The organism is Janthinobacterium aestuarii (assembly GCF_051380835.1).
Taxonomy (GTDB): Bacteria; Pseudomonadota; Gammaproteobacteria; order Burkholderiales; family Burkholderiaceae_D; genus Janthinobacterium; species Janthinobacterium aestuarii.
The window spans coordinates 418813-441561 of record NZ_JBNYXU010000004.1; the positions used below are offsets into that span (position 1 = coordinate 418813).

The window sequence follows — 22749 nt, forward strand, 5'->3', positions numbered from 1 at the left end:
GGGCTAATTCGGCTGGCGCTGCACCAGTTCCAGCGCTGCCGCCAGGGCCAGGTCCATGGTGGCCTGGTGGAAGATCAGCCATTGCGGCAACAGCGACAGCGCATGGCGTCCCTGTTCCAGGTCGCCTTCATCGACGGCGGCCCAGGCATGGTGCAAGCCGCTGAGCACGCGCGCATGCTGTTCGCGGTGGTTGGCCAGCGAGGGAAAGGCGATTTGTTCCATCAAATCCTCTTCCTCGCGGAAATCGCGTTCGACGGCCGCAATCAGCTCGCGAAACGCCACGCTGAAATGCTGGTCGCCCAACTGCTGCAGCCGCGCCAGCTCCTGAAACAGCGCCTCATGCGCCTCGTCGATGACGGGAACACCCAGCGCCATCTCATCCTTCCAATGCGATTTACCCATGCCGATGCTCCCGGTTAAGTCCGTCGCGGTGCAAAGCGGACTGTTCCAGTGTGGGCGCAGCGAAGAGGGAAATCCATGACCTGGATCAAAAGTATGGTGAAGAGGGGGCGAGGAAAACAAAGCAAAAACAAATGGATGTAGGAACCAATTTCCCCTCCGTAATAAAGCGGTTTCAGCGATGCGCCGCGTTACCGAGCGCCGCTGAAAAACGCCGCTGGCAAGGCGCCGTGCCGAAGGCAGTACGAATGTACGACGAGGCACGGCAACGCGGTCAGCGGTGTTTTCTCAGCCACGCGTCTTATTGCCGAGGCCAATGACTCCACATGGCATGCGCATCGACATTGGGCACCTGCAACTGCTGCCCTGCGGATAGCTGCATCGTATCCCTCAACACGAGGGGGGCAAGCATCAGGGCCGACAGGGCAAGGCAGGCCAGCACTTTGAGCGTCAACATGGTCGTCTCCCGGTGTCCCGGCGGCGGCGCGGGGATGCGGCGCCTGCCGGTCACTTCCTTATGTACTACCCTGCTTGCAGTTTAGTTCACCTGGTCGTAACTTCAACTTATTGCTGTGGTGCACTGCACCAGTTACCGCTCTATTTTGCCTTGCGGCTGCGCCGTGGCTTGCCTGCGGGAGGCAGGAGGGAATCGAACCACACTTGCGTCAACTGCCGCGTATTTTTCGCCGCCTCGCGCTTGACGGCGGCCGTGGCGTGGCCGCGCGCCGTGTTGGCGATGCGGTTGGCCGCGCTCAGGTACATGCTCATCCAGGGGTTTTTCATGGTTAGTCTCGCAGGCAGTGGGTGGGAATGCCTCCACTCTAGTCCGATGGCTGGTGCTGACCGTGCGCCTGCCCACATAGCCGGGCGGTACTGGCGATAGGCTGAGCCAGATCAATACACGTCGCGGCGGTAGCGGCCGGCCGCCAGCAGGGTGTCGAGGCCATCCTGGCCCAGCACTTCTTGCAGTACAGCATCGATTCCTGCCGCCATGCCTTGCAGGCTGCCGCACACGTAGATGATGGCGCCTTGCGCCAGCCACTCGCGCAGTTCGTCTGCACTGGCGCGCAGGCGGTCTTGCACGTATTGCCGAGTGTCACCATCGCGCGAAAAGACCCTGTCCAGGCGCCCTAGGTGGCCAGCGTCGAGCCAGCCTTGCAACTCTTCGCCGCAGATGCTGTCAAAAGCTTGCTGGCGCTCGCCGAACAGCAGCCAGTTGCGGGCCAGCCCCGCCCGCTGGCGCGCGCGTAAATGCGCACGCAGGCCGGCCAGGCCGGAACCGTTGCCGATATAAATGCAGGGCACGTCGACCAAGGTGGGCGCGAAGGCCGGATTGGCTTGCAGGCGCAAGCGGATATTGGCGCCCAGCGGGGCGAAGCGCGTGAGCCAGCCGGAACAGACGCCACATCCCTGGTTCTCAATGCCTGCATGGCGTTCCTGGCGCACCAGCAACTGCAGTTCGCCATCGGACGGCAGCGAAGCGAGCGAATAGCTGCGGGGCGCGTGCTGGCCGTGATGCGCGTCGCCCTCGCTGCCGTCCGCGTTGCAAGCGATGATTTCGGCCAGCGCGCCCGCTTCCCAGGTGGCGCCGGCCGGGCCCGTCAAGGTGATTTCATGCAATTCGCCGCCCAGGCTGCCCGGGTTGAGCAGCACGCGGCGCGCCAGGCACCACTCGGCATACGACGCTTCTTCCTGTACGCCGATGGCGTCGATGGCGCTGCCGCTGCAGCGGGCCAGCGCTTGGGACCAGTCGGCCAGGGCGGCGGGGTCGTGCTTGTCCACTTCGATCAGCGGGAATAATGCATGGGCGCCCAGCGCTTGCAATTGCTGCGCCAGCGCATGGCCAAAGCCGCAGAAGGCGCTGTAATGGCGATCGCCCAGGGCCAGCATGCCGAATTCCAGGCCCGCCAGCGGCGTGCCCGATGTTGCGTGCAGCAGGCGCGCGAAGCGGCGCGTGCCGTCCGGCGCCTCGCCTTCGCCAAAGGTGCTGGCGACGATCAGCGCCCGTTCGTACTGGCGCAATTGCGCGGGATCAAACCGGTCCAGCGACTGCACGTCGACGTCCACGCCCGCCTGCTGCAGGGCGCGCGCGCTTTCCAGGGCCAGGCGCTCGGCCTGTCCCGACTGGCTGGCATAGGCGACGAGGGTGGGCAAGCCGGTATTTTGCTTGTCCGCTGCGCCGGCACCCAGCATGGCGCGCTGCGCTTGGACTGCCCGTTTTGCCTTGCGGCGGACCAGGTACAGCATCCAGCCCGTGATGGCGAACAAGGGCAGGCCCAGGCTGGCCAAGGTAACGATGATGCGGCCCGGCAAGCCGAAATACGTGCCCATGTGCAGCGGATAAATGATGTTGACGAGGCGCGCACCGAGACCCTGCTGGCCGTACGGCTCGTTTTCCGTGACCGTACCGTCGGCCGGCAGGATGCTCATGCGGCTGCGCGCCCGCTCGTGCGGCGCGTCGCTGTCCAGCCACGTGAATTGCACGGCTTCGCCGGCGCGCGTGGGCAGGCGCACGCTGGCCAGGGTCCAGCCGGCGGCGTGCTGCTGGAAGCTGGTCCAGGCCAGGCTGATGTCGACGGCGGGCGCTTTCTCCTTGCCGCCGCCTTTTTTCGCGGGCGCCTGTGCCATCCTTGGCGGCTTGCCGGCCCAGGCGTCGATATTGTCGCGCACCACGTCATAGCTCCAGTAAATACCCGTCAGGGTCAGGGCCACGTAGACGACCAGGCACCAGGTGCCGGCCACGGCGTGCAAATTCCACAAAAAGGAGCGGCCCTTCAGGGCGGGATCGAAGGTCAGCCATGTGCGCCAGTCCAGCGGACGGCGGGGCCAGCGCAGATACAGGCCCGACAATGCCAGGCCCAGCAGGCACAGGGCCAGCGCACCCGCCACTTGCCGGCCCGGATCGCGCGGCAGCAGCAGCCAGCGGTGCAGCGATTCCGTCCACTCGAAAAATTCCGCACCCGCCAGCGCAGGCTGGGTCGCGCCCGTGTACGGATGCATATAGATGGACTCGCCGCGCCGCTGGCCGTTCTTCGGCGCGAAGAATAAACGGGGCGCGGCGCCCGCTTGCGCATACATGGTGATCGACGCCACGCGCTGGCCGTGTTCGGCTGCGGCAATGCTACTTAACTGGGCCGGCGTCAGCGGGGCCCGGGTTTCCAAGGACACATGTCGCACGCCGGGGTTCATCACATCGAGTAATTCCTCCTTGAAGGCCAGGGTAGCGCCGCTCAGGCCAATGATCACCAGCACCGTGCCGGCCGTGATGCCGATGAACCAATGCAATTGAAACCACACCTGCTTCCAGGTCCAGTGCCAGCGCCGTTGTTGCGGGGCGGCGCTCGACTGACGCACTGCGGACACGGCGTCGGTGCTGGCGCGCAACTGGGGGAGGGAGGAAGTGGTCATGGCGGCTTTCGATAGCGCCGCCATGCAGTGCGTCAGGCATGGCGGGAAGAAGGAAGGCTGGTATTTTAACGCAAACGAGAATCATTCGCAAATGATGGCAGCCTGTGTTCGCGGGGCGGGGGCCATCCTCGTTTGCCTGATTGGTCGTCATAGGCGCTACAATAGGGATACTGTTCACTAGTTCCCATTGCTGCCATGACCACTTCCACATCGAATCTCGTCGTCACTCCATCCGCCCACCCCTTGTCCGACGCCGAGCGCGCCGCACGCATGGTCAATCCCGCCTTTGGCCGCATCTTCACCGACCACATGGTGGTGATTCCTTACCGTGACGGCAAGTGGCAGCAGGGCGAACTGAAGGCTTACGGCCCGCTGATGCTGGACCCATCCGCCTCGTCCCTGCACTACGGCCAGGCCATCTTCGAAGGCTACAAGGCGTTTGCCCAGCCGGACGGCAGCATCAAGACTTTCCGCCCGGAACAAAACGCGGAGCGCTTCAACCGCAGCGCCGCGCGCCTGGCCATGCCGGCCATTCCTGTCGAGCTGTTCCTGGAAGCGGGCGACGCGCTCATTTCGCAAGACCGCAACTGGGTGCCGAAGAACACGGGCGAGAGCCTGTACATGCGTCCGCTGATGATCGCTACCGACCCGTACCTGGGCGTGCGTCCATCGGAAGAATACCTGTTCGTGCTGTTCGCCTCGCCGGCCGGCGCCTACTTCCCGAAAGGCGTGAAACCCGTCACCGTATGGATCAGCGAAGACTTCGTGCGCGCCGCGCCGGGCGGTACCGGTGAAGCCAAATGCGCGGGCAACTACGCTGCCAGCCTGATGGCCCAGTCGCAAGCGCAAGAAAAGGGCTGCGACCAGGTCGTGTGGCTGGACGCCGTGCACCGTGAATTCATCGAGGAAATGGGCGGCATGAATTTGTTCTTCGTCTACAAGGATGGCGAAAAGATCACCGTCGTGACGCCGGAACTGACGGGTACCTTGCTGCCAGGCATTACCCGCCGCAGCCTGCTGGAAATGGCGAAAGACCTCGGCTATGCGACGGAAGAGCGTAAATTGTCCGTCCAGCAATGGCGCGACGACATCGCCTCGGGCCGCATGACGGAAGTGTTCGCCTGCGGCACGGCCGCCGTCATCACGCCGGTGGGCGTGGCCAAGGCCAATGGCTTTGAAATGACGATCAACAACAATGAAAACGGCGCCGTCACCCTGGCCCTGCGCGAAGCGCTGCTGGGTCTGCAGCATGGCACTGCGGCCGATACGCATGGCTGGATGCATAAAGTTTGTTGATGCACTCGTTTGACTGATACCGCGCCGGCACCCAGTTGCCGGCGTTTTTATATCCTGAAGGAATATGATGAAAATTCACTCTGTCCTGCCCGCGCTGGCCGCCGTTTTCCTCAGCCTGTCCACTGGCGCCGTCCATGCGGCTGATGCCAGCTGCGCCATTCCCCGCAACGTCAGTTACTACGATTACGACGTCAAGCCGTCGGACGAGAAAAACACGTGCTACAAGCAAAGCACCAACGTGCCCACCGATTACTTCATGCTGGCGCTGTCGTGGTCGCCAGGCTTTTGCGACAGCCAGCGCCGCCGTGGCGCCGTGTCGAAAAAAGCCGCCTTCCAGTGCGCCGAGAGCAACCAGTTCGGCTGGATCGTGCATGGGCTGTGGGCGCAGTCGAACAATCCCGCCACGTGCGAAGACATTTCCGTGACGCCGCCGCGCAAGACGGACATGCATCCGCGCTATTGCAAGGGCAATTTGCCGAAACTGGCGCCGTCCGACATCCTGCCCTACATGTGCATGCAGCCGGGCGAAGCCTTGCTGCAGGGCGAATGGGAAAAGCATGGCGCCTGCGATTTCGATACGGCGAAGGAATATTTCGAGAAGGAACGCGAACTGTTCCAGGCCTTGAAGTTGCCTGATTCCACCATGCCAAAGAATGAGCTGTTCCAGTGGATGAAGCAGCATAACCCGCAGCTGAAAGGCCGCTGGCTCGGCTATGAAAAGCATTCGGGCGAATTGCGCATCTGTTATTCGAAAGATTTCAAGGTCATCGATTGCCAGAAGTGATGGACCTTGCCTGCCCGGCAGAGTCCGCCCATCCATGCTAGTGTATTGCCCGGATCAGCAAGATGAATAGGTCGTTTATGCAGCAGACTAGGCAGCGGCACACGCAAGCCGTCATGGTAGGCGAGGACGGCTTGCCGCCCGGCGCCCGTTTATGGGCCATGCTGGCGCTGGCCATCGGCGTGGGCATGGCCTCGCTCGATACGGCGATCGCCAATACGGCCTTGCCGGCCATCGCCAGCGAGCTGCACACGACGCCGGCCGCCTCCGTCTGGATCGTGAACGTGTACCAGCTGGCCATGGTGGCGACCTTGCTGCCGTTCTCCGCACTCGGCGAAATCGCCGGCTACCGGCGCGTGTTTATCTCCGGCATGTTCTTGTTTACCTTGGCCTCGCTCGCCTGCGCACTGGCCTGGTCCTTGCCATCGCTGGTGGTGGCGCGGCTGTTTCAAGGCGTCGGCGCCAGCGCCATGATGAGCGTCAACACGGCGCTGCTGCGCGCCCTGTATCCGAAACATTTGCTGGGTCGCGCGTTTGGCAACAATGCGCTGGTGGTGGCCGTCGCGTTCGCCATCGGGCCAACGGCCGCGTCGCTGATCCTGGCGACGGCCTCGTGGCCGTGGCTGTTCGCCATCAATGTGCCGCTGGGCGTGGCCGGTTTTTTCCTGGCCAGCCGCATGCTGCCGGCCACCAAGTTGTCTGGCCACACGCTCGATGCGCGCACGGCGCTGTACAACGTGGGCGCCTTTGGCTTGCTGATCCTGTTGTTTGGCGATGCGGCCCATCACGCGGCCCTGTCGACCTTGCTGCCGGAACTGGTGGCCGTGGCGGTCTTCTTTGTCTTGCTGCTGCGCCGCCAGGCGGGGCATGCGGCGCCCATGCTGCCGATCGACCTGTTTCGCCGTCCATTGTTTTTGCTGTCGTCGCTGACGGCCATCTGCACGTTTGCCGCGCAGGGGCTGGCCTTTGTCTCGCTGCCATTCTATTTTGAAGTGACACTGGGCCGTTCACCCGTCGAGACGGGCTTCCTGATGACGCCATGGGCCGTGCTGGTGGCCGTGATGGCGCCTTTGGCCGGGCGCCTGAGCGACCGGTATTCGCCGGGCGTGCTGGGCGGCATCGGCCTGGCGGCGCTGGCTGGCGGCTTGCTGACTCTGGTGTGGATACCGGCCCACCCCAGCGTGTTCGACATCGGCTGGCGCATGGCCTTGTGCGGCATCGGCTTCGGCTTTTTTCAGGCGCCCAATCTGAAAGCCATCATGGGCAGCGCGCCGCCCGAACGGGCCGGCGGCGCCAGCGGCGTGGTGGCCACGTCGCGTCTGATCGGGCAAGCCACGGGTGCGGCGCTGGTCGCGTATTGCTTTACGGTCTCGGCCAGCCGGGGCACAACGTATGCGCTGTGCCTGGCGGCAGGGTTCGCCGCCGTGGCCAGCATCGCCAGCTTCTCGCGCCTCGTGGTGGCGCAGCCGGCGTGGCTGCAAGGCAAAGGCAGTTAAGCGCCTAGACGTCGATGGCCTTGTCCGACTGCATGCGCTTGCGCAGTTCGAACTTCTGGATCTTGCCCGTCGACGTGCGGGGCAGGGGACCGAAATAAATGGCTTTCGGCACCTTGAAACCGGCCAGGTTGTTCTTGCAAAAGGCGATCAATTCCGCTTCCGTTACCGTGCCGCCCTCGCGCAGTTCGACGAAGGCGCACGGCGTCTCGCCCCATTTCTCGTCCGGCTGGGCGATGACGGCGGCGGCCAGCACTTGCGGGTGGTGGTAGAGCGCATCTTCCACTTCCACGCTGGAAATATTTTCTCCGCCGGAAATGATGATGTCCTTGCTGCGGTCCTTCAGCTTGATATAGCCGTCCGGATACATGACGCCGAGGTCGCCCGTGTGGAACCAGCCGCCGGCGAACGCTTCCAGCGTCGCCTTTTCATTTTTCAGATAGCCCTTCATGCAGATGTTGCCACGGAACATGATCTCGCCGATCTGTTCGCCATCGGCCGCCACGGGCTCCATCGTTTCCGGATCGAGCACGGCCACGGCGCTTTGCAAGTGGTAGCGCACGCCCTGGCGCGATTTCAATACGGCGCGCTCTTCCTGGCTCAAGGCCGCCCACTCGTCCTGCTCCGCGCAGATGGCGGCCGGGCCATACACTTCCGTCAAACCATACGAGTGGATCAAGTCAAAGCCCATGGCTTCGATCTTTGCCACCATGGCCGCTGGCGGCGGCGCACCGGCCACCATGCCGCGCACGGTCCAGGCTATGCCCTCGCGCCAGTTGGCCGGTGCGTTGGCCAGGGCCGCGTGCACGATGGGTGCGGCGCAATAGTGGGTGATGCGCAATTCGCGCATCAGGTCGAACACGAGCTTCGGTTCGAACTTGCGCAGGCACACGTTCACGCCGGCGCGCGCAGCCACGGTCCACGGGAAGCACCAGCCATTGCAGTGGAACATCGGCAAGGTCCACAGATACACGGCGTGCTTGGGCATGTCCCATTCCAGGATGTTCGACAGGGCGTTGAGGGCCGCGCCACGGTGGTGGTAGACGACACCTTTCGGATCGCCCGTGGTGCCGGACGTGTAGTTCAATGCAATGGCGTCCCACTCGTCCGCCGGCGGCTGCCAGTCGTAATCGGGGTCGCCGCTGGCCAGCAAGCTTTCATAGTCGAGCTCGGCAAATGGTTCCACTTCGGGCCCCAGCACGTCGTTGACCTGGATCACGCGCAAGCCGGGAATCTGCGCCGCCATCTGGCGCGCCAGTTCCGCAAATTCCGTGTCGGCCAGCAAGACTTTCGCCTGGCCATGGCGCAGCATGAAGGTCAATGAGGCCAGGTCGAGGCGGATGTTCAGGGCATTGAGGACGGCGCCGGCCATGGGGACGCCAAAGCTCGCTTCCACCATGGCGGGCGTGTTCGGCAACATCACGGCCACCGTATCGCCCGTGCCCACGCCCAGCTTGATGAGGCCGGAGGCCAGGCGGCGCGTGCGCGCATACGTCTCGCGCCACGTCTGGCGCAGGCTGCCATGTGCAATTGCCAGGCGATTGCCATATACTGCGGCTGCCCTGGCGATATAGTCGAGCGGGGTGAGGGCGGCGTAGTTGGCGCTGTTTTTGCCGAGGCCGGTGTTGAAATCAGCTGTCATGCTTGTCTCCTGGTAAAAGAATCTTGTAGCTCCCTGTTTCGGGATTGATACCGGTTAGCATAGCACCGGTGCTGGAAAATCACTGTCATCTTAGTGACAGGTCTGAAGGATGGAATGGATAGCAACGATAGTGTAGAACGTGCGATGCCCGAACTCGACAGCCACGACTGGTTCGCGGTCCTCGATGTCCGGCATCAGACCCTGTTGCGTGCCGGCAGCGTGCTCCGGCATTACGAAGCGGGCGCCGTCATCACGCGGCGCGGCGAACCGTCCGCGCACTGGATCGGCGTGCACACGGGCTTGATCAAGCTGGCCGTCTACAACGCCGATGGGCGCGGCGCCACGTTTTCCGGCGTGCCGGCCGGCGGCTGGTGCGGCGAGGGCAGCGTGCTCAAGCGCGAACTGCGCCGCTACGACGTGGTGGCCGTGCGTGCGTCGAGCATCCTCCTCGTGCCGGTGGATATGTTCCATCTGCTGCTGGCCGAGAGCCTCTCCTTTAACGCCTTCGTCATCCGCCAGCTGAACGAACGCATGGGGCAATTCATCGCCACCATCCAGAACCAGCGCCTGCTGGCCGTCGACGCGCAAGTGGCGCAAGCCATCGCGCAGCTGTTCCACCCCATGTTATATCCGCGCACCTCCAGCGTGCTTGAGCTGTCACAGGAAGAAATCGGCTTGCTGACCGGCATTTCCCGCCAGCGCGTGAACCAGGCGCTCGGCCATCTGGCCGAATTGAAACTCATCAGCATTGCCTATCAGTCGATCCGCGTCGTCGACCTCGACGGCTTGCGCCGTTATGGCGTAGCGTCGCTGTGATGACAGACCGGACGCGCGATGTGTGGCATGCTGGCGGCTCGTTCACCATATTGACTTGACGCATGGCCCTCGTTTCCGATCATCCCTTGCACTTGCTGGGCTTGCGCTTTCCGCTCCGGCTGCGCGTCACCGTGCGCCAGGGTTACGTGACCTTGCATAATGAAATCACGACCAAGAAACTGGCCAGCGGCGACAGTTTCGTCGTGCCCGCCTTCTTGCGCTTTGCCTGCGACGTGATGCCGGGGCGGGGCAAACCGGCCGTGTTCACCCTGGCGCTGGAAGACGATGAGCCTGATGGCGGCCACGGCGGCGGCAAGCGCTGGAGCCAGGCGCTGGCACAGCATATCTTTGATACGCCGCAAGGCAAATGGACGGCGGCGCGACTGGCCACCCTGTGGCAAGTGACGCCGCACAAGGCCCGCGCGCGCCTGTTTGCCGAAGGCGAGGCATTGCTCAGCCTGGTGCGCGAGCAGCGCCTGGCGCATGCGCTGCACACGGCGGCGCAAGCGGGCGCCGATGGCGAAGATGGCGAGCGCGACCTGGCGCAAGTAGCGGCCGGCTCCGGTTTTGCCTCGATCCCCGCGTTTTGCGACGCCTGCGTGGACGTGGCCGGGGTGCGCCCCAGCCTGTTCCTGCGCGGCCAGGCGCCCGGATAGCCAGACTCCGTTATAATCGGACCATGGGATATTTATTGAAGCGCAAACAGTGGCACATGTGGTTCGCCTGCCTGGCGATACTGCTCAATGCGCTGTCGCCGTCCCTGTCATATGCGTTTGCCTCGCAGCATGCGAACGCGAACAATGCCGCCGTCGACATCTGCTCGGCCAGCGGCGCCGTCTACACGCAGGCCGATCTGGCGCCTGCCGCCACATCCACCACCGGTTCCGTGCTGCACCACATCGAGCATTGCCCATTCTGCATCAGCCATGCGGGCAGCGTGGGCCTGCCGCCGCCGTCTTCATCGCCGCTGCCCGTCATCACGGGCCACGACGACTATCCGCCCTTGTTTTACCAGGCGCCGCGAGCCCCGTTCGCGTGGCTGGCCGCCAGCCCGCGCGGTCCCCCTTCGGCTGCCTGAACTTACCAGTCACGCCTTCCACGTCTTAACTGTCTCCACTACGCCCATCGGGCCAGAATGCCATGAAACGTCGTCTTTTCCTTCTCGCCGGCACGGCGGGATTGCTCACGCTTGCCGCTTGCGAACAAGCGCCGAAACCCCATTACAACGGCCTCGACTTGACGGGAGGCGATTACAAGCCCGACTTCAAATTGAGCGGCCCCGACGGCAAGGTGTATACCCTGGCCGACTTCAAGGGCAAGTATGTGATGGTCTTCTTTGGCTTCACGCAATGTCCGGACGTGTGCCCGACAGCCCTGTCGCGCGCGCTGGAAATCCGCCAGAAGCTGGGGCCGGACGCGGATAAGCTGCAAGTGATCTTCATCAGCATCGACCCCGAACGCGATACACCAGAGTTGCTGGGCGAGTACATGCGCGCCTTCGACCCCAGCTTCCTCGGCTTGCGCACGGACCCGCAGGCGACGGCGCAGACGGCCTTCAATTACAAGGTTTTCTACCGCCGCGTGCCCAGCGGCAGTTCGTACACGATGGACCACACGGCCATCAGCTATGTGCTCGACACCGAGGGGCGCATGCGCCTGGGCTTGAAGCACCAGTTGACGGGCGACGAGTGCGTGCAGGACATCAAGACCCTGATGAAATCGAAATACACCTTATAACCATTGCGAGGAAATAATCATGACCCATTTGAAAACCCTGCTGGCCACGGCCCTGGCCGTGCTGTCCTTCTCCGCCGCTGCCCAGACCTCCGTGCAGATCACCGACCCGTGGGTGCGCGCCACCGTGCCGCAGCAAAAAGCCACGGGCGCCTTCATGCAGATCACGGCGCCGAAAGCCATGCGTTTGCTGGAAGTGCGCTCGCCCGTGGCCGGCGTGGCGGAAATCCATGAAATGAGCATGGCGGACAATATGATGCGCATGCGCCAGGTCAAGGAAATCGCTTTGCCAGCCGGCAAGGCCGTCGAGCTGAAGCCGGGCGGCTACCACGTCATGCTGCTGGAACTCAAAGGACAGGTAAAGGCGGGCGACAAGATCCCGCTGACCCTCGTCGTCGAAGGCGAGGACAAGCGCCGTGAAACCATCGAAGTCAATGCCGTGGCCCGTCCGCTGGGCACCGCCTCGGCTCCGATGCCGGCGATGAAGCACTGATCGCCATCATTCTGGCCAGAAGCCCGGTTCGCCGGGCTTTTTTGCGCCCGCCTGAAAGTTAAACGGTTGTTTGATATAATTTCGCACAATATTAAACAGCTGTTTAAACGATGGGAATGGCATGACGCAAGACAAGGAAAGCGAACCGGCGCGCACGCGCATCCTGCAGGCGGCGGTCCAGCTGTTTGCCGATGAGGGCTACAAGCTCGCGTCCGTGCGCAGGATCTGCGAGGCGGCCCGCGTCAACGTGGCGATGGTCAATTATTACTTTCATGGCAAGGAAGAGCTGTATCTGGCCGCCTTCGACGATGCGCGCGAACTGGCGCGCGCCTCGGCTGCGGACGTGGCCGCCGCCAGTGCGCAGGCGCAGCTGCCGCCCGTGGAACAGTTGCGTCTGGCTATCGAGGCGCTCGTCTCCGACATGCTGCGCTCCGGTTCCGCATCCCTGTTCAGCCGCCTGGTGGCGCGCGAACTGATCGAGCCGACGGCGGCCATCCACAAGCTGGCCGAGCGCAATGTGCGGCCGCAGCATGCGCTGTTCACTCGCCTGATCCGTGGCGTGGTGGGGCCGGCCATGCCCGACGACGTGGTGCAGAAATGCGTGTTCAGCGTGATTGGCCAGGTGGTGTTTTATGCCCGTTCGCGCATCGTGCATGAGCTGGTGGTACCTGAAATCACCTATGACGCGGCGGGTATCGCCGATATCGCCCGGCATGTCGCCGCGTTTTCGCTGGCGGCCCTCGACGGCTTGCGCCGCCAACATCCTGCGCAGGCGGTCGCATGAAGACGAGAAACCTGACCCTCGTGCTGGCCGGGCTGGCCATGCTGGGCCCGTTCGCCACCGATACCTTCTTGCCGTCGTTCCCCGCGATCGGCACGCATTTCGACGTCAGCAGCGTGCTGGTGCAGCAGACCCTGAGCGTCTACCTGGCCGCGTATGCCTTCATGACCTTGTTCTACGGCACCTTGTCCGATTCGTTTGGCCGCCGTCCCGTGATCCTCGCTTCCCTGCTGATCTTTGCGGCCGGCTCCATCGGCGCCGCGTTTGCGCCCAGCTTTGGCTGGCTGCTGTTCTTCCGCGGCATGCAGGGCGCCTCGGCGGGGGCGGGCAGGGTCATCGGCCAAGCCATCGTGCGCGACAGCCTGTCGGGCGCGGCCGCGCAAAAGATGCTGGCCAATATCATGATGGTGTTCGGCATCGCGCCCGCCATCGCCCCCATCATCGGCGGCTGGCTGCATGTGGCCTACGGCTGGCAATCGACGTTCGTGTTCACCTTTTCCGTCACCGTGCTGCTGTTGCTGGCCTGCCTGAAAGGCTTGCCGGAAAGTTTGGCCGTCGAACAGCGCCAGCCTTTTCATCCGGGCAACATCGCGCGCAATTACTGGCTGGCCTTGCGCCACCGGGCTTTCCTCTTGCGTTCGCTGTCCGTCGCTTTCGCCTTTGGCGGCTTCGCCCTGTACATCGCGTCGGCACCGCATTTTATTTTGGAACTGCTGCGCCTGCCGGAAACGGCGTTCGGCTGGATGTTCATCCCCATGGTGGCGGGCCTGGTGGGCGGCTCGGCGCTGTCGGGCAAGCTGGCCCACGCGGTGAAAAGCACCGTGCTGGTGCGCTGGGGCTTGCTGGCCATGGCGGCCACGGGCGCGCTCAATATTGCTTACAACCACTGGTTCGCGGCCAGCATCCCGTTCGCCGTCGTGCCCGTAATGCTGTACGCGTTCGGCATGTCGCTGGCCTTGCCGGGCATGACCATGTCGACGCTCGACATATTCCCGCAGATGCGGGGCCTGGCCGCCTCCTTGCAAAACTTCGTGCAAATGCTGGTGTTTGCGCTGGTGTCCGGTTTTGTCGCACCATTGCTGTTCGACAGCGCATTCAAGCTGGCGCTGGGGCAAGCCTCGGCCGTGGCGCTGGCCGCGTTTTTCTGGTGGCTGGGCACGCGCCAGACCGCGGCGCTCGGTGCGACTGGGGTTGTTAAAACGGCATGATCGAGGTTTGAAAAGGTAGGCATGCTTCCTGCTTTGTTACACTGTGACAATCAGACCCGCAAGGGTCTAAGCAGTTTTGCAACTTTACCTTTGGCTCTCATGCACCTGATTAACTCCAGTTTGAACCACGCCTTGCGCGTGCCGCTGGCTGCGGAAATCCACTCGCGGCCGTTTTTGCAGCTCGACGCCCCCGAGCTGATCACTCATCTGGCCGTGTATAAAGATGACAGCGCGGCGCCCGGTGCGTCGAATATGGCGGCCCAGCACGCCACCTTGGCGGCCCTGTGCACGCATTTCGGCGTCACGCCGCCCGCTGCCGAAGCCAAGTATTTTTATTACGACTTTGGCCGCTTCCGCCTGAAATGGGAATGCCACACGGAATTTGCCACGTTTACCTTCGCCGAGCATCCTGGTGCCGCCTTGCCTCTGGAACAGGCGTTCGAGCGCATGCCCCTGGAGCAATTGCCGCAGCAATGGCTGGTGGGTTTGAAGGGCAAGCTGATGGTGGCCGCCCACGTGGTGCTCGAGCAGGCGACCGAGCCTGCCGAGATCTTCATGCAGGGCTTGTCGCGCGTGTTCGAGGGTAATACTCTGGCCGGCAGCAAGGTGCTGCAGGGCGGCGAATTGTGGACGGATTTCACGATCCAGTCCGATGGTTTCAGCCGTTTCGTCATCCGCGATGCGGGCATGCGTTCGCAGCAGTCGGGCCGCCTCGTGCAGCGCGTGCTGGAAATCGAAACCTATCGCATGATGGCCTTGCTGGGCCTGCCCTACGCCATGCAGGCGGCGCCATCGTTGAACGCCATCGAAAATGAGCTGGCCACCCTGGCCGCCGCCATGGTCGACACGGACGACGCACCGGGCCTGGCAAAGACGGACGACGGTGTCTCCGAGCAAGGCTTGCTCGACCGCATCACGCGCCTGGCCGCCCGCATTGAAAAGCTGTCACTCGACAATAGCTACCGTTTTTCCGCCTCGAAAGCCTACATGGGTCTCGTCAAGGCGCGCATCGACGAGTTGCGCGAAGTACGCATCGAAGGCATCCCGACGGTCGAGGAATTCATGGACCGCCGCCTGACACCGGCGATGAACACGTGCGAAGCGATGGCCAGCCGCCAGGAAGCGATGGCGCAGCGCATTGCCAATACGAATGACTTGCTGCGCACGCGCGTGGGCATCGTGCAGGAATTGCAGAACCGGCAAATCCTGCAATCGATGAACGCGCGCGCGGCGCAGCAGCTGCGCTTGCAGCAAGCCGTGGAAGGCTTGTCCGTGGCGGCGATCTCGTATTACGTGATCGGCCTGTTCAGCTACACGGGCAAGGCGGCCAAGGTGATGGGACTGCCCGTGAATCCGGAAATCCTCGTCGGCGCCCTGGTGCCGTTCGTGGCGGCCGCCGTCTGGCTGGGCCTGCGGCGCATGCACCACAAGCTGCACGCGGACTGAACAGGACGACGCTGCGCTGTCATATTTGCTATCTTTCAACATTTGACCGTCAGGTGTTTTGAAAGGAAGTTGCGTGCTACCGAATGTTGGCGATGTTTATAGTGTGTTTTCGTCCGAGCTGCAGCAGTATGTGGCTTGCCAGGTCACCCGCATCAAGGATGCTTCCTCGTCCAGGCCCGTAGCTGCCGTGCTGGAGCTGGACTGGACCGGCGACGCCTTGCCCGATGCGGCGGCCGTGCAAGCCATGCGGCCGCTGCTGTGCGATTATTTCTTTTGGAATAATCGCCACGACCACTGCTATGCCACGGCAAACGTGCCGCCTGGCCATACCCTCGTGGGCAATATCGCGCCGCTGGTCGATGTGGAAGTCAACAGCTACCGCAGCGGCTGGAACGTGGGCGACAGCGTGCTGCGCCAGCGCAACTGGGAGCGCATCGATCCGCTGCGGCGCCAGCAATTCAAGGCTGCGTCGGACGAGCGTGAAGTGACGCTCGGCGGTCAGGTCTTCCGGCAGGACGCGACGAAAATCAATGACAGCGTCTTGCAGGCGCTGGGCGACATATCCGAGCTGGAACAACTGCCTTGCCTGATGTCCATCGAGACCAGCGAAGGCACGCAAGACTTGATGGAGTTTATCCAGGGCAATCCCTTCATCAATGAGCTGCAGTGGCAATCATCGACGGTGCATGCGCTCGATTTCAGCGGCAGCGGCTTGAGCCGTTTGATCCTGCAGCCCGATGGCGTTACCAGCCTGGTCTTGAACGAAGGCTTGAGCTTGCTCGCGTTGCGCGGCGCGCCATCGCCGGCGCTGCGCATCGACGATGGCGCCGATGGCCGCCATCTGACACTGCAGTGCACGCAGACGCTGGCGCCGTTCCACGGCCTCGGCCAGCTGGGCGGCCTGTCGCTGGTCAGCATGAAGGAAGTTGACCTGGCGCAAGTGGCGCGGCGCTTTCCCCATCTGACGGCCTTGCGCATCTGGGGCAAACCGGGGCTGGCGTCGCAGATGGCCAGCCTGGCGCAGCTGAGCCAGCTGCGGATGTTCACCGCCTATGACCTGTTCGGTTACACGGCGGAGGAATTCCCATCGGCCACGCAATTGCCGCAGCTATCGGCCTTGTGGCTGACCAGCTTGCCTGCTGATGTGGCCAAGGCCATCAAGACCGGCTACAAGAGGGCGGCGGCGCTGGGGCTGGACTTGTCGGTGTCCAAGGCGCGCAAGCCGGAATGGCTGGCGGACAACCTGCTCAACCCCTTCCGCGACTGGGATGGCCGCGAACATATTTCTCCTGCGTATGCAAAAAAGGCGGCGCTGGCCTACAAGAACATGCTGGCCGTGACGCGCGGCATCGATGCCGCCATGGACGCGACGGCGGCCGCTGCCGCGCTGGAGGCGATGGTCGCCGCCTATGTCGATGCATTCAACAAGATCGAGCGGCGGGCAAGCATCATCGAGACGGTCGAGCGCGAGGAAATCTACTCGGTGCTGGCGGAACTGCTGGCACAGCTGCGGCAGCAACTGGGCGGGCAGGGTGCGGCGCTCGTCGATGAGACGGCCTTGCTGGACTTGTTCGACCGCTCGCGCGAATTTTAGTTTTTCACGAACTAGAAAAAAAGTTCTAGACATTGAGTTCTAGAATCGGTATTCTGGCGGCATGTTAAAAAATACCTCCACTCCCCATCCCACGGCCGCCGAACTGGACCTGCTGCGCATCTTGTGGCAGCGCGGCCCGTCCGACGCCCGCACCGTGTATGACGCCCTGGCCGCCGAGCGTGCCGACGCCAGTTACGCCACCGTGCTGCGCCAGTTGCAGCTGATGCATGGCAAGGGCTTGCTGAGCCGCGATGAAAGCCAGCGTCCGCAACTGTATGCTGCCGTCGAAGCGCAGGAAAAGTTACAGACCAGCTTGCTCAAGGACTTGATCGGCAAGGTGTTTTCCGGTTCCGGCAAGGCGCTCGTGCTGACGGCGCTGCGCGAACACGTGAGCGACGCGGAACGCTTGGAAATTGAAAAAATCCTGCGCAGCAAGGATGGCGGCGCGCCATGAACCTGGACATGGGCTTGGGCATTGAGTTGGGCAAGCTTGTCCCTGCGCTGGGCTGGGTCTTGCTGTATTTCGTCTGGCAGGGCGTGATCGTCGGCGCCGTTTCCGCCGTATTGCTGTGGTTGCTGCGCCACGCCAGCGCGCGCTGGCGCTACGCCGTCTGCGCGCTGGCGCTGCTGCTGTGCCTGGGTATTCCCTCGCTCCACCTGTTGTCTCTGCTGTCGGGCACATCACTGGCCCAGTTGCCGATGGCCGCGCCGCCTGCCTGGCGCGCCGCGCTGCAAGCGTGGATGCCGGCCCTGGTGCTGGCCTGGAGCGCTGGCGTTGGCCTGATGAGCTTGCGCCTGTGCCTGGGTCTGGCGTGGGTCGGCAAGCTGCGCCGCCAGGCAGTGGCGGCCCCGGCCGTCTGGCAGGCGCGCCTCGATGCGCTGGCGCAGCGCATGGGCTTGCAACGGCGGCCGCCGCTGAAGCTGCATGCGGGCCTGTCCAGCCCCGTGACCGTGGGCTTCTGGCGCCCCGTCATCCTGCTGCCGGCCGCCTTGCTGAGCGGCATGCCCGTCGCCTTGCTCGAAGCGCTGCTGGCACATGAACTGGCCCACGTGCGGCGCTGGGATTACCTGGTCAACCTGCTGCAAAGCGTGGCCGAGGCGCTGCTGTTTTTTCACCCCGTTGTCTGGTGGCTGTCGGCGCGCATGCGGGCCGAGCGCGAACAGGTGGCCGATGCCCTGGCCGCGCAAGCGCTGCAAGATCCGCAGCAGCTGGCCACGGCGCTGCATGCGCTGTCCTTGCACACTGCCGCGCCGCAGCATGCCGGCCTGCTGATGTCGGCCCGGGGCGGGGCATTGCTCACACGCATCGAACGCTTGATGACACCCGGCCTTGATACCGGCAGCTGGAAGATGGCCGTGCCCGCCTTGCTGCTGGCCTGCGCCACCTTGCTGCTGCAGACGCAGGGCAAGCCTGCCGTCAGCGGGGCGACCCTGGCCGCAGCCGCCGTCGGCATGCTGGACTTGCCCGTCAGCGCCAAACACATGCTGGTGTTCGATGACGCCAGCGGCAAGGTATTGATGGCAAAAGACGCGGACGCCGTCGTGCCCATCGCCTCGATCACCAAGCTGATGACGGCCATGGTGGTGCTCGATGCGGGCCTCGACCCCGATGAACAGCTGCGCATCGTGCGCGCCGACGGCGATGTGTCCTTGCAGCGCCACAGCCTGCTGGCCGATGGCGCGGCCGTGTCGCGCGGCGCGCTGTTGCAACTGGCGCTGCTGCCATCCGAAAACCGCGCCGCCGCCGCGCTGGCGCGCACCTATCCTGGCGGCAGCGCGGCGTTTCACCAGGCCTTGCAGGCGAAGATCCGCAGCCTGGGCTTGCGCCACACCACCTTGCTGGACCCCGTCGGCAGTTCGCCGGCGAATACGTCCACGGCCAGCGAGGTGGCGAAGATCGTCGCGGCCGCCGCGCGCTATCCGGACATTGCGCGCATCACCAGCCATCCGCAAGCGAGCGTGGCCGTCAATGGCAAGACTCGCACCTTGCACAACACCAACCCGCTGGTCGGTGGCAAGGGCTGGGACATTGTGCTGTCCAAGACGGGCAGCAGCCACGAGGCGGGCAGCTGCCTGAGCATGCGCATGCGCAGCGGCGGCAAGCACGTCACCGTCGTACTGCTGGACGCCGACGGTGCGCAGCGGCGCTCGCTTGACGCCGGACACATCCGCGACACTCTGGCCGACAGGACCGGCCGCATGTATTGATACCCCCCCGGGCGCGCCAGTGCGGGCGCCCTTCTTTTTTACACTCTGGAGATGAAGATGACACTATTGGCGAAGTTGATGCTGGCTACGGTTGCGACCATGGCGGCTGGTACGGTGCAGGCGAAGACGCCGGCGACTGTGCAGGATAAGCCGGTTAATTGCGACAATTGCAAGGAATGGAACGCGCCCGTCAAGCCATTCAATGTCTTTGGCAATACCTGGTATGTGGGCACGGGTGGGCTATCCGCCGTGCTGGTGACGAGTCCGCAGGGCCATATCCTGCTCGACGGCGCGCTGCCGCAATCGGCGCCCCTGATCGTGGCGAACATCAAGGCGCTGGGCTTTCGTATCGAAGATGTGAAATACATCCTCAACTCCCACGCCCATTGGGACCATGCGGGCGGCATCGCCGCGCTGCAGCGGGCCAGCGGCGCCACCGTGATGGCCAGCGCGGCCGCCGCCCCGGTGCTGCAAAGCGGCACCAATGGCAAGGACGATCCGCAGTACCAGGCCAATCCTGTCGTGCATGTGGCGAAGGTGAGCAAGGTCGGCGTGGTGGCCGAGGGCGATACCGTCAAGCTGGGACCGTTGGCCCTGACGGCCCACATGACGCCGGGCCACACCCCCGGCGGCACGACGTGGACGTGGACGTCGTGCGAAGGCCAGCGCTGCCTGGACGTCGTGTATGCGGATAGCCTGAACCCATATGCGAGCGGCGATTTCCGCTATACGGGCAAAGGCGCGGGCAAAGGCGGCACGCCCGATATTTCGGCCTCGTTCGAAGCGAGCATCGCCAAGGTGGCTGCCTTGCCATGCGACATCATCATCCCCGTGCATCCGGGCACGACGGACGTGCTGGGCAAGGCCGCCAGGCGCAGCGGCTCGGACAATCCCCTGATCGACGCCAACGCCTGCCGCGCCTATGCGGCCGAAGCGGGCGGCTTGCTGGCCAAGCGCTTGGCGAAAGAGCGGGGCGAAGCGGCGCCTCTCGATGCCAAGGGCACCGCGCATGTGCATTAATTTTTTTACTCTGCCGTCTGGCGCTGTTTGTGCAGGCGTTTCAGGAACACTGTCATTTCCTTGACGGCTTGCAAGTCGCCTTGCTGCTGGGCCACTGTCACGCCGGTGGTCCACGCGGCCTGCGCTTCGTCCAGGCGGCCCAGCTGGTGCAAGGCCTTGCCCAGCAGTTTCCAGGCGGCGGAATAGCCGGGCTGTTGCACGGTGGCTTGCGCCAGATGCAGGGCCGCTTGCTCGGCGTCATGGTCTTTCAGGCAGGCATCTCCCAGGCCAAAGCGCAGCAGCGCGTTGTCGCGCCCCTGCGCCAGCCGTTTTTCCAGATTTTCACGCATCAAGAGTCCCGTTAATATGCAAGTTTATTCTTGCATATTAACGTTTCCGCTTGCAAGTAACAAGCCCGCGTTCAATCCTGCACCTCCACCACGAGCTTGCCGCGCGCGCTGCCGTCGATTTGCGCCGCGTGCGCATCGTGCGCCGTGTGCAAGGTAAAGCGGCGTGGATCGAGCCGCACCTGCAGCTTGCCAGCCTCGATTAACTTGTTGGCTTCGCGCAAGATGGCGCCATGGCGCGCGTGATGTTCACCGCTCAACAGGGGCAGCAGGGTGAACACGCCCGAGTACGTCGCCGCGCGCGCCGTCAGCGGGCTCAGCGCGAACGTGCCCCAGCCCAGGCAGCTGACGACGTGGCCGCCGTAGAGGCGTGCCGCCTGGAAGCTGGCGTCGAGGGTGCCGCCGCCCACCGTGTCGTAGACGATGTCGAAGCCGGCGCCGCCAGTATGTTCGGCCACGTAGTCGTCCACCGTGCTGGTCCGGTAATCGATGAAACGGGCGCCCAGCGCTTCGATGGCATCGCGGCTGGCGGCGCTGCCCGTGGCATACACCGTGGCGCCAAGGGCGACGGCGAGCTGCACGGCCATGTGGCCCACGCCGCCCACGCCGCCATGCACGAGCACGCTGTCGCCCGCCTTCACGTGGGCGCGGTCGACCAGCCCTTCCCAGGCCGTGATGAAGACGAGGGGCAGGGCGGCCGCTTCGCGCATGCTCAGCCCAAGCGGCACGGGCGCCAGCAGGGCTGCATCGAAGACGCCGTACTCGGCCAGCGAGCCCTGGATGCCGCCGATGCCGCCGGCCATGCCATACACTGTTTCTCCACTATGAAAAGTCGTCACGCCATCGCCGACGGCCGCCACTGTGCCGGCCACATCGATGCCGAGGATGGCGGGCAGGCGGGGCCGGGCGTGCGGGGCGGCGCCGGCCGCGATTTTCGTGTCGAGCGGATTGACGCCGCTGGCGGCGATGCGCACGAGGACTTGCCCGGGGCCGGGCTGCGGCACGGGAACGTTTTCGATGCTCATGGGGGTGGCAAAGGTGGTGAGGACGAGGGCTTGCATGGGGTTCTCCTGTGGTTGATGCCCCAGTCTAGGCGGGGCCGGCACAAAGAAAAACGGGACGCGGCCCCATGCACTATTTCGATATCGTGGATAATCATAGTCAAACAGGAGGGGAATGCATGGACAGGCTGGAAGCGATGCAGGTGTTTTGCGCCGTGGTCGAGGCGGGCGGTTTCAGCAAGGCGGCGCAGCGCCTCGGTATTTCGACCTCGTCCGTGACGAACCAGGTGGCGGCGCTGGAAAAACACTTTGGCGTACGGCTCTTGCAGCGCACCACGCGCAGCATGTCGCTGACGGCCGAAGGCCAGCAATGCCACGCACAGGCGCGCCAGATGCTGGCCGATATGGCGGCGCTGGAGACCAGTCTTGAACAAGCGGCAGGGAAACCCTCGGGCAGCTTGCGCGTGGATATGCCCAGCAGCATCAGCCGCAACCTGGTGGCGCCCGCCTTGCCCCGCTTTATGGCCGCTTATCCCGACATTTCCCTGCGCCTGACCGTCAGCGACCGCCTGGTCGACATGGTGGAAGAGGGCATCGACGTGATGTTGCGCATCGGCGAACCGCAGGATTCGTCACTGGTCGCGCGCAGCCTGCTGAACATGGATTACCTGTGCTGCGCCTCGCCCGCCTTTGTTGCCCGGCACGGCCTGCCGCGCACGCCGCAGGAGCTGGCCCAGTTTGCCTGCCTGCATTTCCTGTATCCGAAATCGCGCCAGGTGCGGCCCTGGCTGTTCCAGGCCGAGGCGGGAGAGAAGGGCGATGCGGCATATGCGCACACGCCGCCGGCCGCCTTGGCCTTCGACCATATCGAGTCGATGATTGCCGCCGCCCAGGCCGGCTGCGGCATCGTCCAGGCGCTGTCCGTTTCCGTACAGCAGCCGCTGCGTGAGGGCAGCCTCGTGCCCGTGCTGCAACCGTTCCGCACGCGCGGGCCGGACCTGTGGGCGCTGTTCCACCCGCGCCAGCTGCGCGCGGCCAAGGTGCAAGTGTTCGTGGAGTTTTTGGCGCAGATGTTTGATGAAGACTTTAATGAGAATTGATTA

The 22749-nt window shown here is 64.0% G+C and carries 23 protein-coding genes; 16 read left to right on the forward strand and 7 right to left on the reverse strand.

What is annotated here, in order from left to right:
* Positions 1–3: 3 nt before the first annotated feature.
* The 4 genes from ACQ4WO_RS14235 to ACQ4WO_RS14250 all read right to left on the reverse strand — a co-directional run bounded on the left by ACQ4WO_RS14235 (position 4) and on the right by ACQ4WO_RS14250 (position 3807).
* Positions 4–402, reverse strand: coding sequence for a bacteriohemerythrin (locus tag ACQ4WO_RS14235; RefSeq protein ID WP_070304367.1), 399 nt, complete (start codon positions 400–402; stop codon positions 4–6).
* 298 nt (positions 403–700) lie between these two features.
* On the reverse strand, positions 701–856 hold the full coding sequence (locus ACQ4WO_RS14240) for a hypothetical protein (RefSeq protein ID WP_161781522.1): 156 nt from the start codon (positions 854–856) through the stop codon (positions 701–703).
* 140 nt (positions 857–996) lie between these two features.
* The gene (locus ACQ4WO_RS14245; RefSeq protein WP_100427032.1) at positions 997–1182 is read right to left on the reverse strand and encodes a hypothetical protein; all 186 of its coding nucleotides are present in this window, start codon (positions 1180–1182) and stop codon (positions 997–999) included.
* A gap of 111 nt (positions 1183–1293) precedes the next feature.
* Positions 1294–3807 carry a PepSY domain-containing protein gene (locus ACQ4WO_RS14250; protein WP_436482010.1) on the reverse strand — a complete coding sequence of 838 codons (2514 nt, stop codon included), beginning with the start codon at positions 3805–3807 and terminating at the stop codon, positions 1294–1296.
* A gap of 195 nt (positions 3808–4002) precedes the next feature.
* Here ACQ4WO_RS14250 and ACQ4WO_RS14255 point away from each other — a divergent pair, with 195 nt between their 5' ends.
* The 3 genes from ACQ4WO_RS14255 to ACQ4WO_RS14265 all read left to right on the forward strand — a co-directional run bounded on the left by ACQ4WO_RS14255 (position 4003) and on the right by ACQ4WO_RS14265 (position 7380).
* Positions 4003–5103 carry a branched-chain amino acid aminotransferase gene (locus ACQ4WO_RS14255; RefSeq protein ID WP_436482012.1) on the forward strand — a complete coding sequence of 367 codons (1101 nt, stop codon included), beginning with the start codon at positions 4003–4005 and terminating at the stop codon, positions 5101–5103.
* Positions 5104–5170: 67 nt separating this feature from the next.
* On the forward strand, positions 5171–5887 hold the full coding sequence (locus ACQ4WO_RS14260; protein ID WP_436482013.1) for a ribonuclease T2 family protein: 717 nt from the start codon (positions 5171–5173) through the stop codon (positions 5885–5887).
* 62 nt (positions 5888–5949) lie between these two features.
* Entirely contained in the window at positions 5950–7380 is a 1431-nt protein-coding gene (locus ACQ4WO_RS14265) for an MFS transporter (RefSeq protein ID WP_436482015.1), read from the forward strand.
* A 4-nt stretch (positions 7381–7384) separates the two neighbouring features.
* Here the strand turns inward: ACQ4WO_RS14265 and ACQ4WO_RS14270 are convergent, their stop codons facing one another.
* Positions 7385–9019: an acyl-CoA synthetase gene (locus ACQ4WO_RS14270; protein ID WP_436482017.1), complete on the reverse strand. Its 1635-nt coding sequence runs from the start codon at positions 9017–9019 to the stop codon at positions 7385–7387.
* Between the two features lie 144 nt (positions 9020–9163).
* Between ACQ4WO_RS14270 and ACQ4WO_RS14275 the strand changes: the two genes are divergently transcribed.
* The 12 genes from ACQ4WO_RS14275 (at position 9164) to bla (ending at position 20319) form a co-directional block, all read left to right on the forward strand.
* Complete coding sequence (locus ACQ4WO_RS14275; RefSeq protein ID WP_436482018.1) at positions 9164–9835, forward strand: Crp/Fnr family transcriptional regulator; 672 nt, start codon at positions 9164–9166, stop codon at positions 9833–9835.
* 62 nt (positions 9836–9897) lie between these two features.
* On the forward strand, positions 9898–10491 hold the full coding sequence (locus ACQ4WO_RS14280; protein ID WP_436482019.1) for a helix-turn-helix domain-containing protein: 594 nt from the start codon (positions 9898–9900) through the stop codon (positions 10489–10491).
* A gap of 35 nt (positions 10492–10526) precedes the next feature.
* The gene (locus ACQ4WO_RS14285; protein WP_436482020.1) at positions 10527–10913 is read left to right on the forward strand and encodes a DUF2946 domain-containing protein; all 387 of its coding nucleotides are present in this window, start codon (positions 10527–10529) and stop codon (positions 10911–10913) included.
* Positions 10914–10975: 62 nt separating this feature from the next.
* Positions 10976–11572, forward strand: a complete 597-nt coding sequence (locus ACQ4WO_RS14290; protein ID WP_223279117.1) for an SCO family protein — start codon at positions 10976–10978, stop codon at positions 11570–11572.
* A 19-nt stretch (positions 11573–11591) separates the two neighbouring features.
* Positions 11592–12062 carry a copper chaperone PCu(A)C gene (locus ACQ4WO_RS14295; RefSeq protein WP_436482021.1) on the forward strand — a complete coding sequence of 157 codons (471 nt, stop codon included), beginning with the start codon at positions 11592–11594 and terminating at the stop codon, positions 12060–12062.
* Between the two features lie 121 nt (positions 12063–12183).
* Entirely contained in the window at positions 12184–12846 is a 663-nt protein-coding gene (locus ACQ4WO_RS14300; RefSeq protein WP_436482022.1) for a CerR family C-terminal domain-containing protein, read from the forward strand.
* The gene (locus ACQ4WO_RS14305) at positions 12843–14051 is read left to right on the forward strand and encodes a multidrug effflux MFS transporter (protein ID WP_436482023.1); all 1209 of its coding nucleotides are present in this window, start codon (positions 12843–12845) and stop codon (positions 14049–14051) included. Before ACQ4WO_RS14300 ends, ACQ4WO_RS14305 begins: the two co-directional genes overlap by 4 nt.
* 99 nt (positions 14052–14150) lie before the next feature.
* A complete protein-coding gene (locus ACQ4WO_RS14310; RefSeq protein ID WP_128139682.1) occupies positions 14151–15497 on the forward strand; it encodes a DUF3422 family protein in 1347 nt (448 codons plus the stop codon).
* A 73-nt stretch (positions 15498–15570) separates the two neighbouring features.
* Positions 15571–17091: a hypothetical protein gene (locus tag ACQ4WO_RS14315; protein ID WP_436482024.1), complete on the forward strand. Its 1521-nt coding sequence runs from the start codon at positions 15571–15573 to the stop codon at positions 17089–17091.
* Positions 17092–17152: 61 nt separating this feature from the next.
* Positions 17153–17545, forward strand: coding sequence for a BlaI/MecI/CopY family transcriptional regulator (locus ACQ4WO_RS14320; protein WP_151094525.1), 393 nt, complete (start codon positions 17153–17155; stop codon positions 17543–17545).
* Positions 17542–19299, forward strand: coding sequence for a M56 family metallopeptidase (locus ACQ4WO_RS14325; RefSeq protein WP_436482025.1), 1758 nt, complete (start codon positions 17542–17544; stop codon positions 19297–19299). The genes ACQ4WO_RS14320 and ACQ4WO_RS14325 overlap by 4 nt, the downstream gene beginning before the upstream one ends.
* Before the next feature lie 57 nt (positions 19300–19356).
* Positions 19357–20319: a subclass B3 metallo-beta-lactamase gene (gene bla, locus ACQ4WO_RS14330; protein ID WP_436482026.1), complete on the forward strand. Its 963-nt coding sequence runs from the start codon at positions 19357–19359 to the stop codon at positions 20317–20319.
* Between the two features lie 5 nt (positions 20320–20324).
* Here bla and ACQ4WO_RS14335 read toward each other — a convergent pair whose 3' ends face one another.
* Both ACQ4WO_RS14335 and ACQ4WO_RS14340 read right to left on the reverse strand, forming a co-directional pair.
* Positions 20325–20648, reverse strand: a complete 324-nt coding sequence (locus tag ACQ4WO_RS14335; RefSeq protein WP_436482027.1) for a tetratricopeptide repeat protein — start codon at positions 20646–20648, stop codon at positions 20325–20327.
* Positions 20649–20719: 71 nt separating this feature from the next.
* The gene (locus ACQ4WO_RS14340; RefSeq protein WP_436482028.1) at positions 20720–21706 is read right to left on the reverse strand and encodes a zinc-dependent alcohol dehydrogenase family protein; all 987 of its coding nucleotides are present in this window, start codon (positions 21704–21706) and stop codon (positions 20720–20722) included.
* Positions 21707–21825: 119 nt separating this feature from the next.
* Here ACQ4WO_RS14340 and ACQ4WO_RS14345 point away from each other — a divergent pair, with 119 nt between their 5' ends.
* Positions 21826–22746 (forward strand): LysR family transcriptional regulator, encoded by a 921-nt coding sequence (locus ACQ4WO_RS14345; RefSeq protein WP_436482029.1) that lies wholly within the window; start codon positions 21826–21828, stop codon positions 22744–22746.
* Positions 22747–22749: the final 3 nt, after the last annotated feature.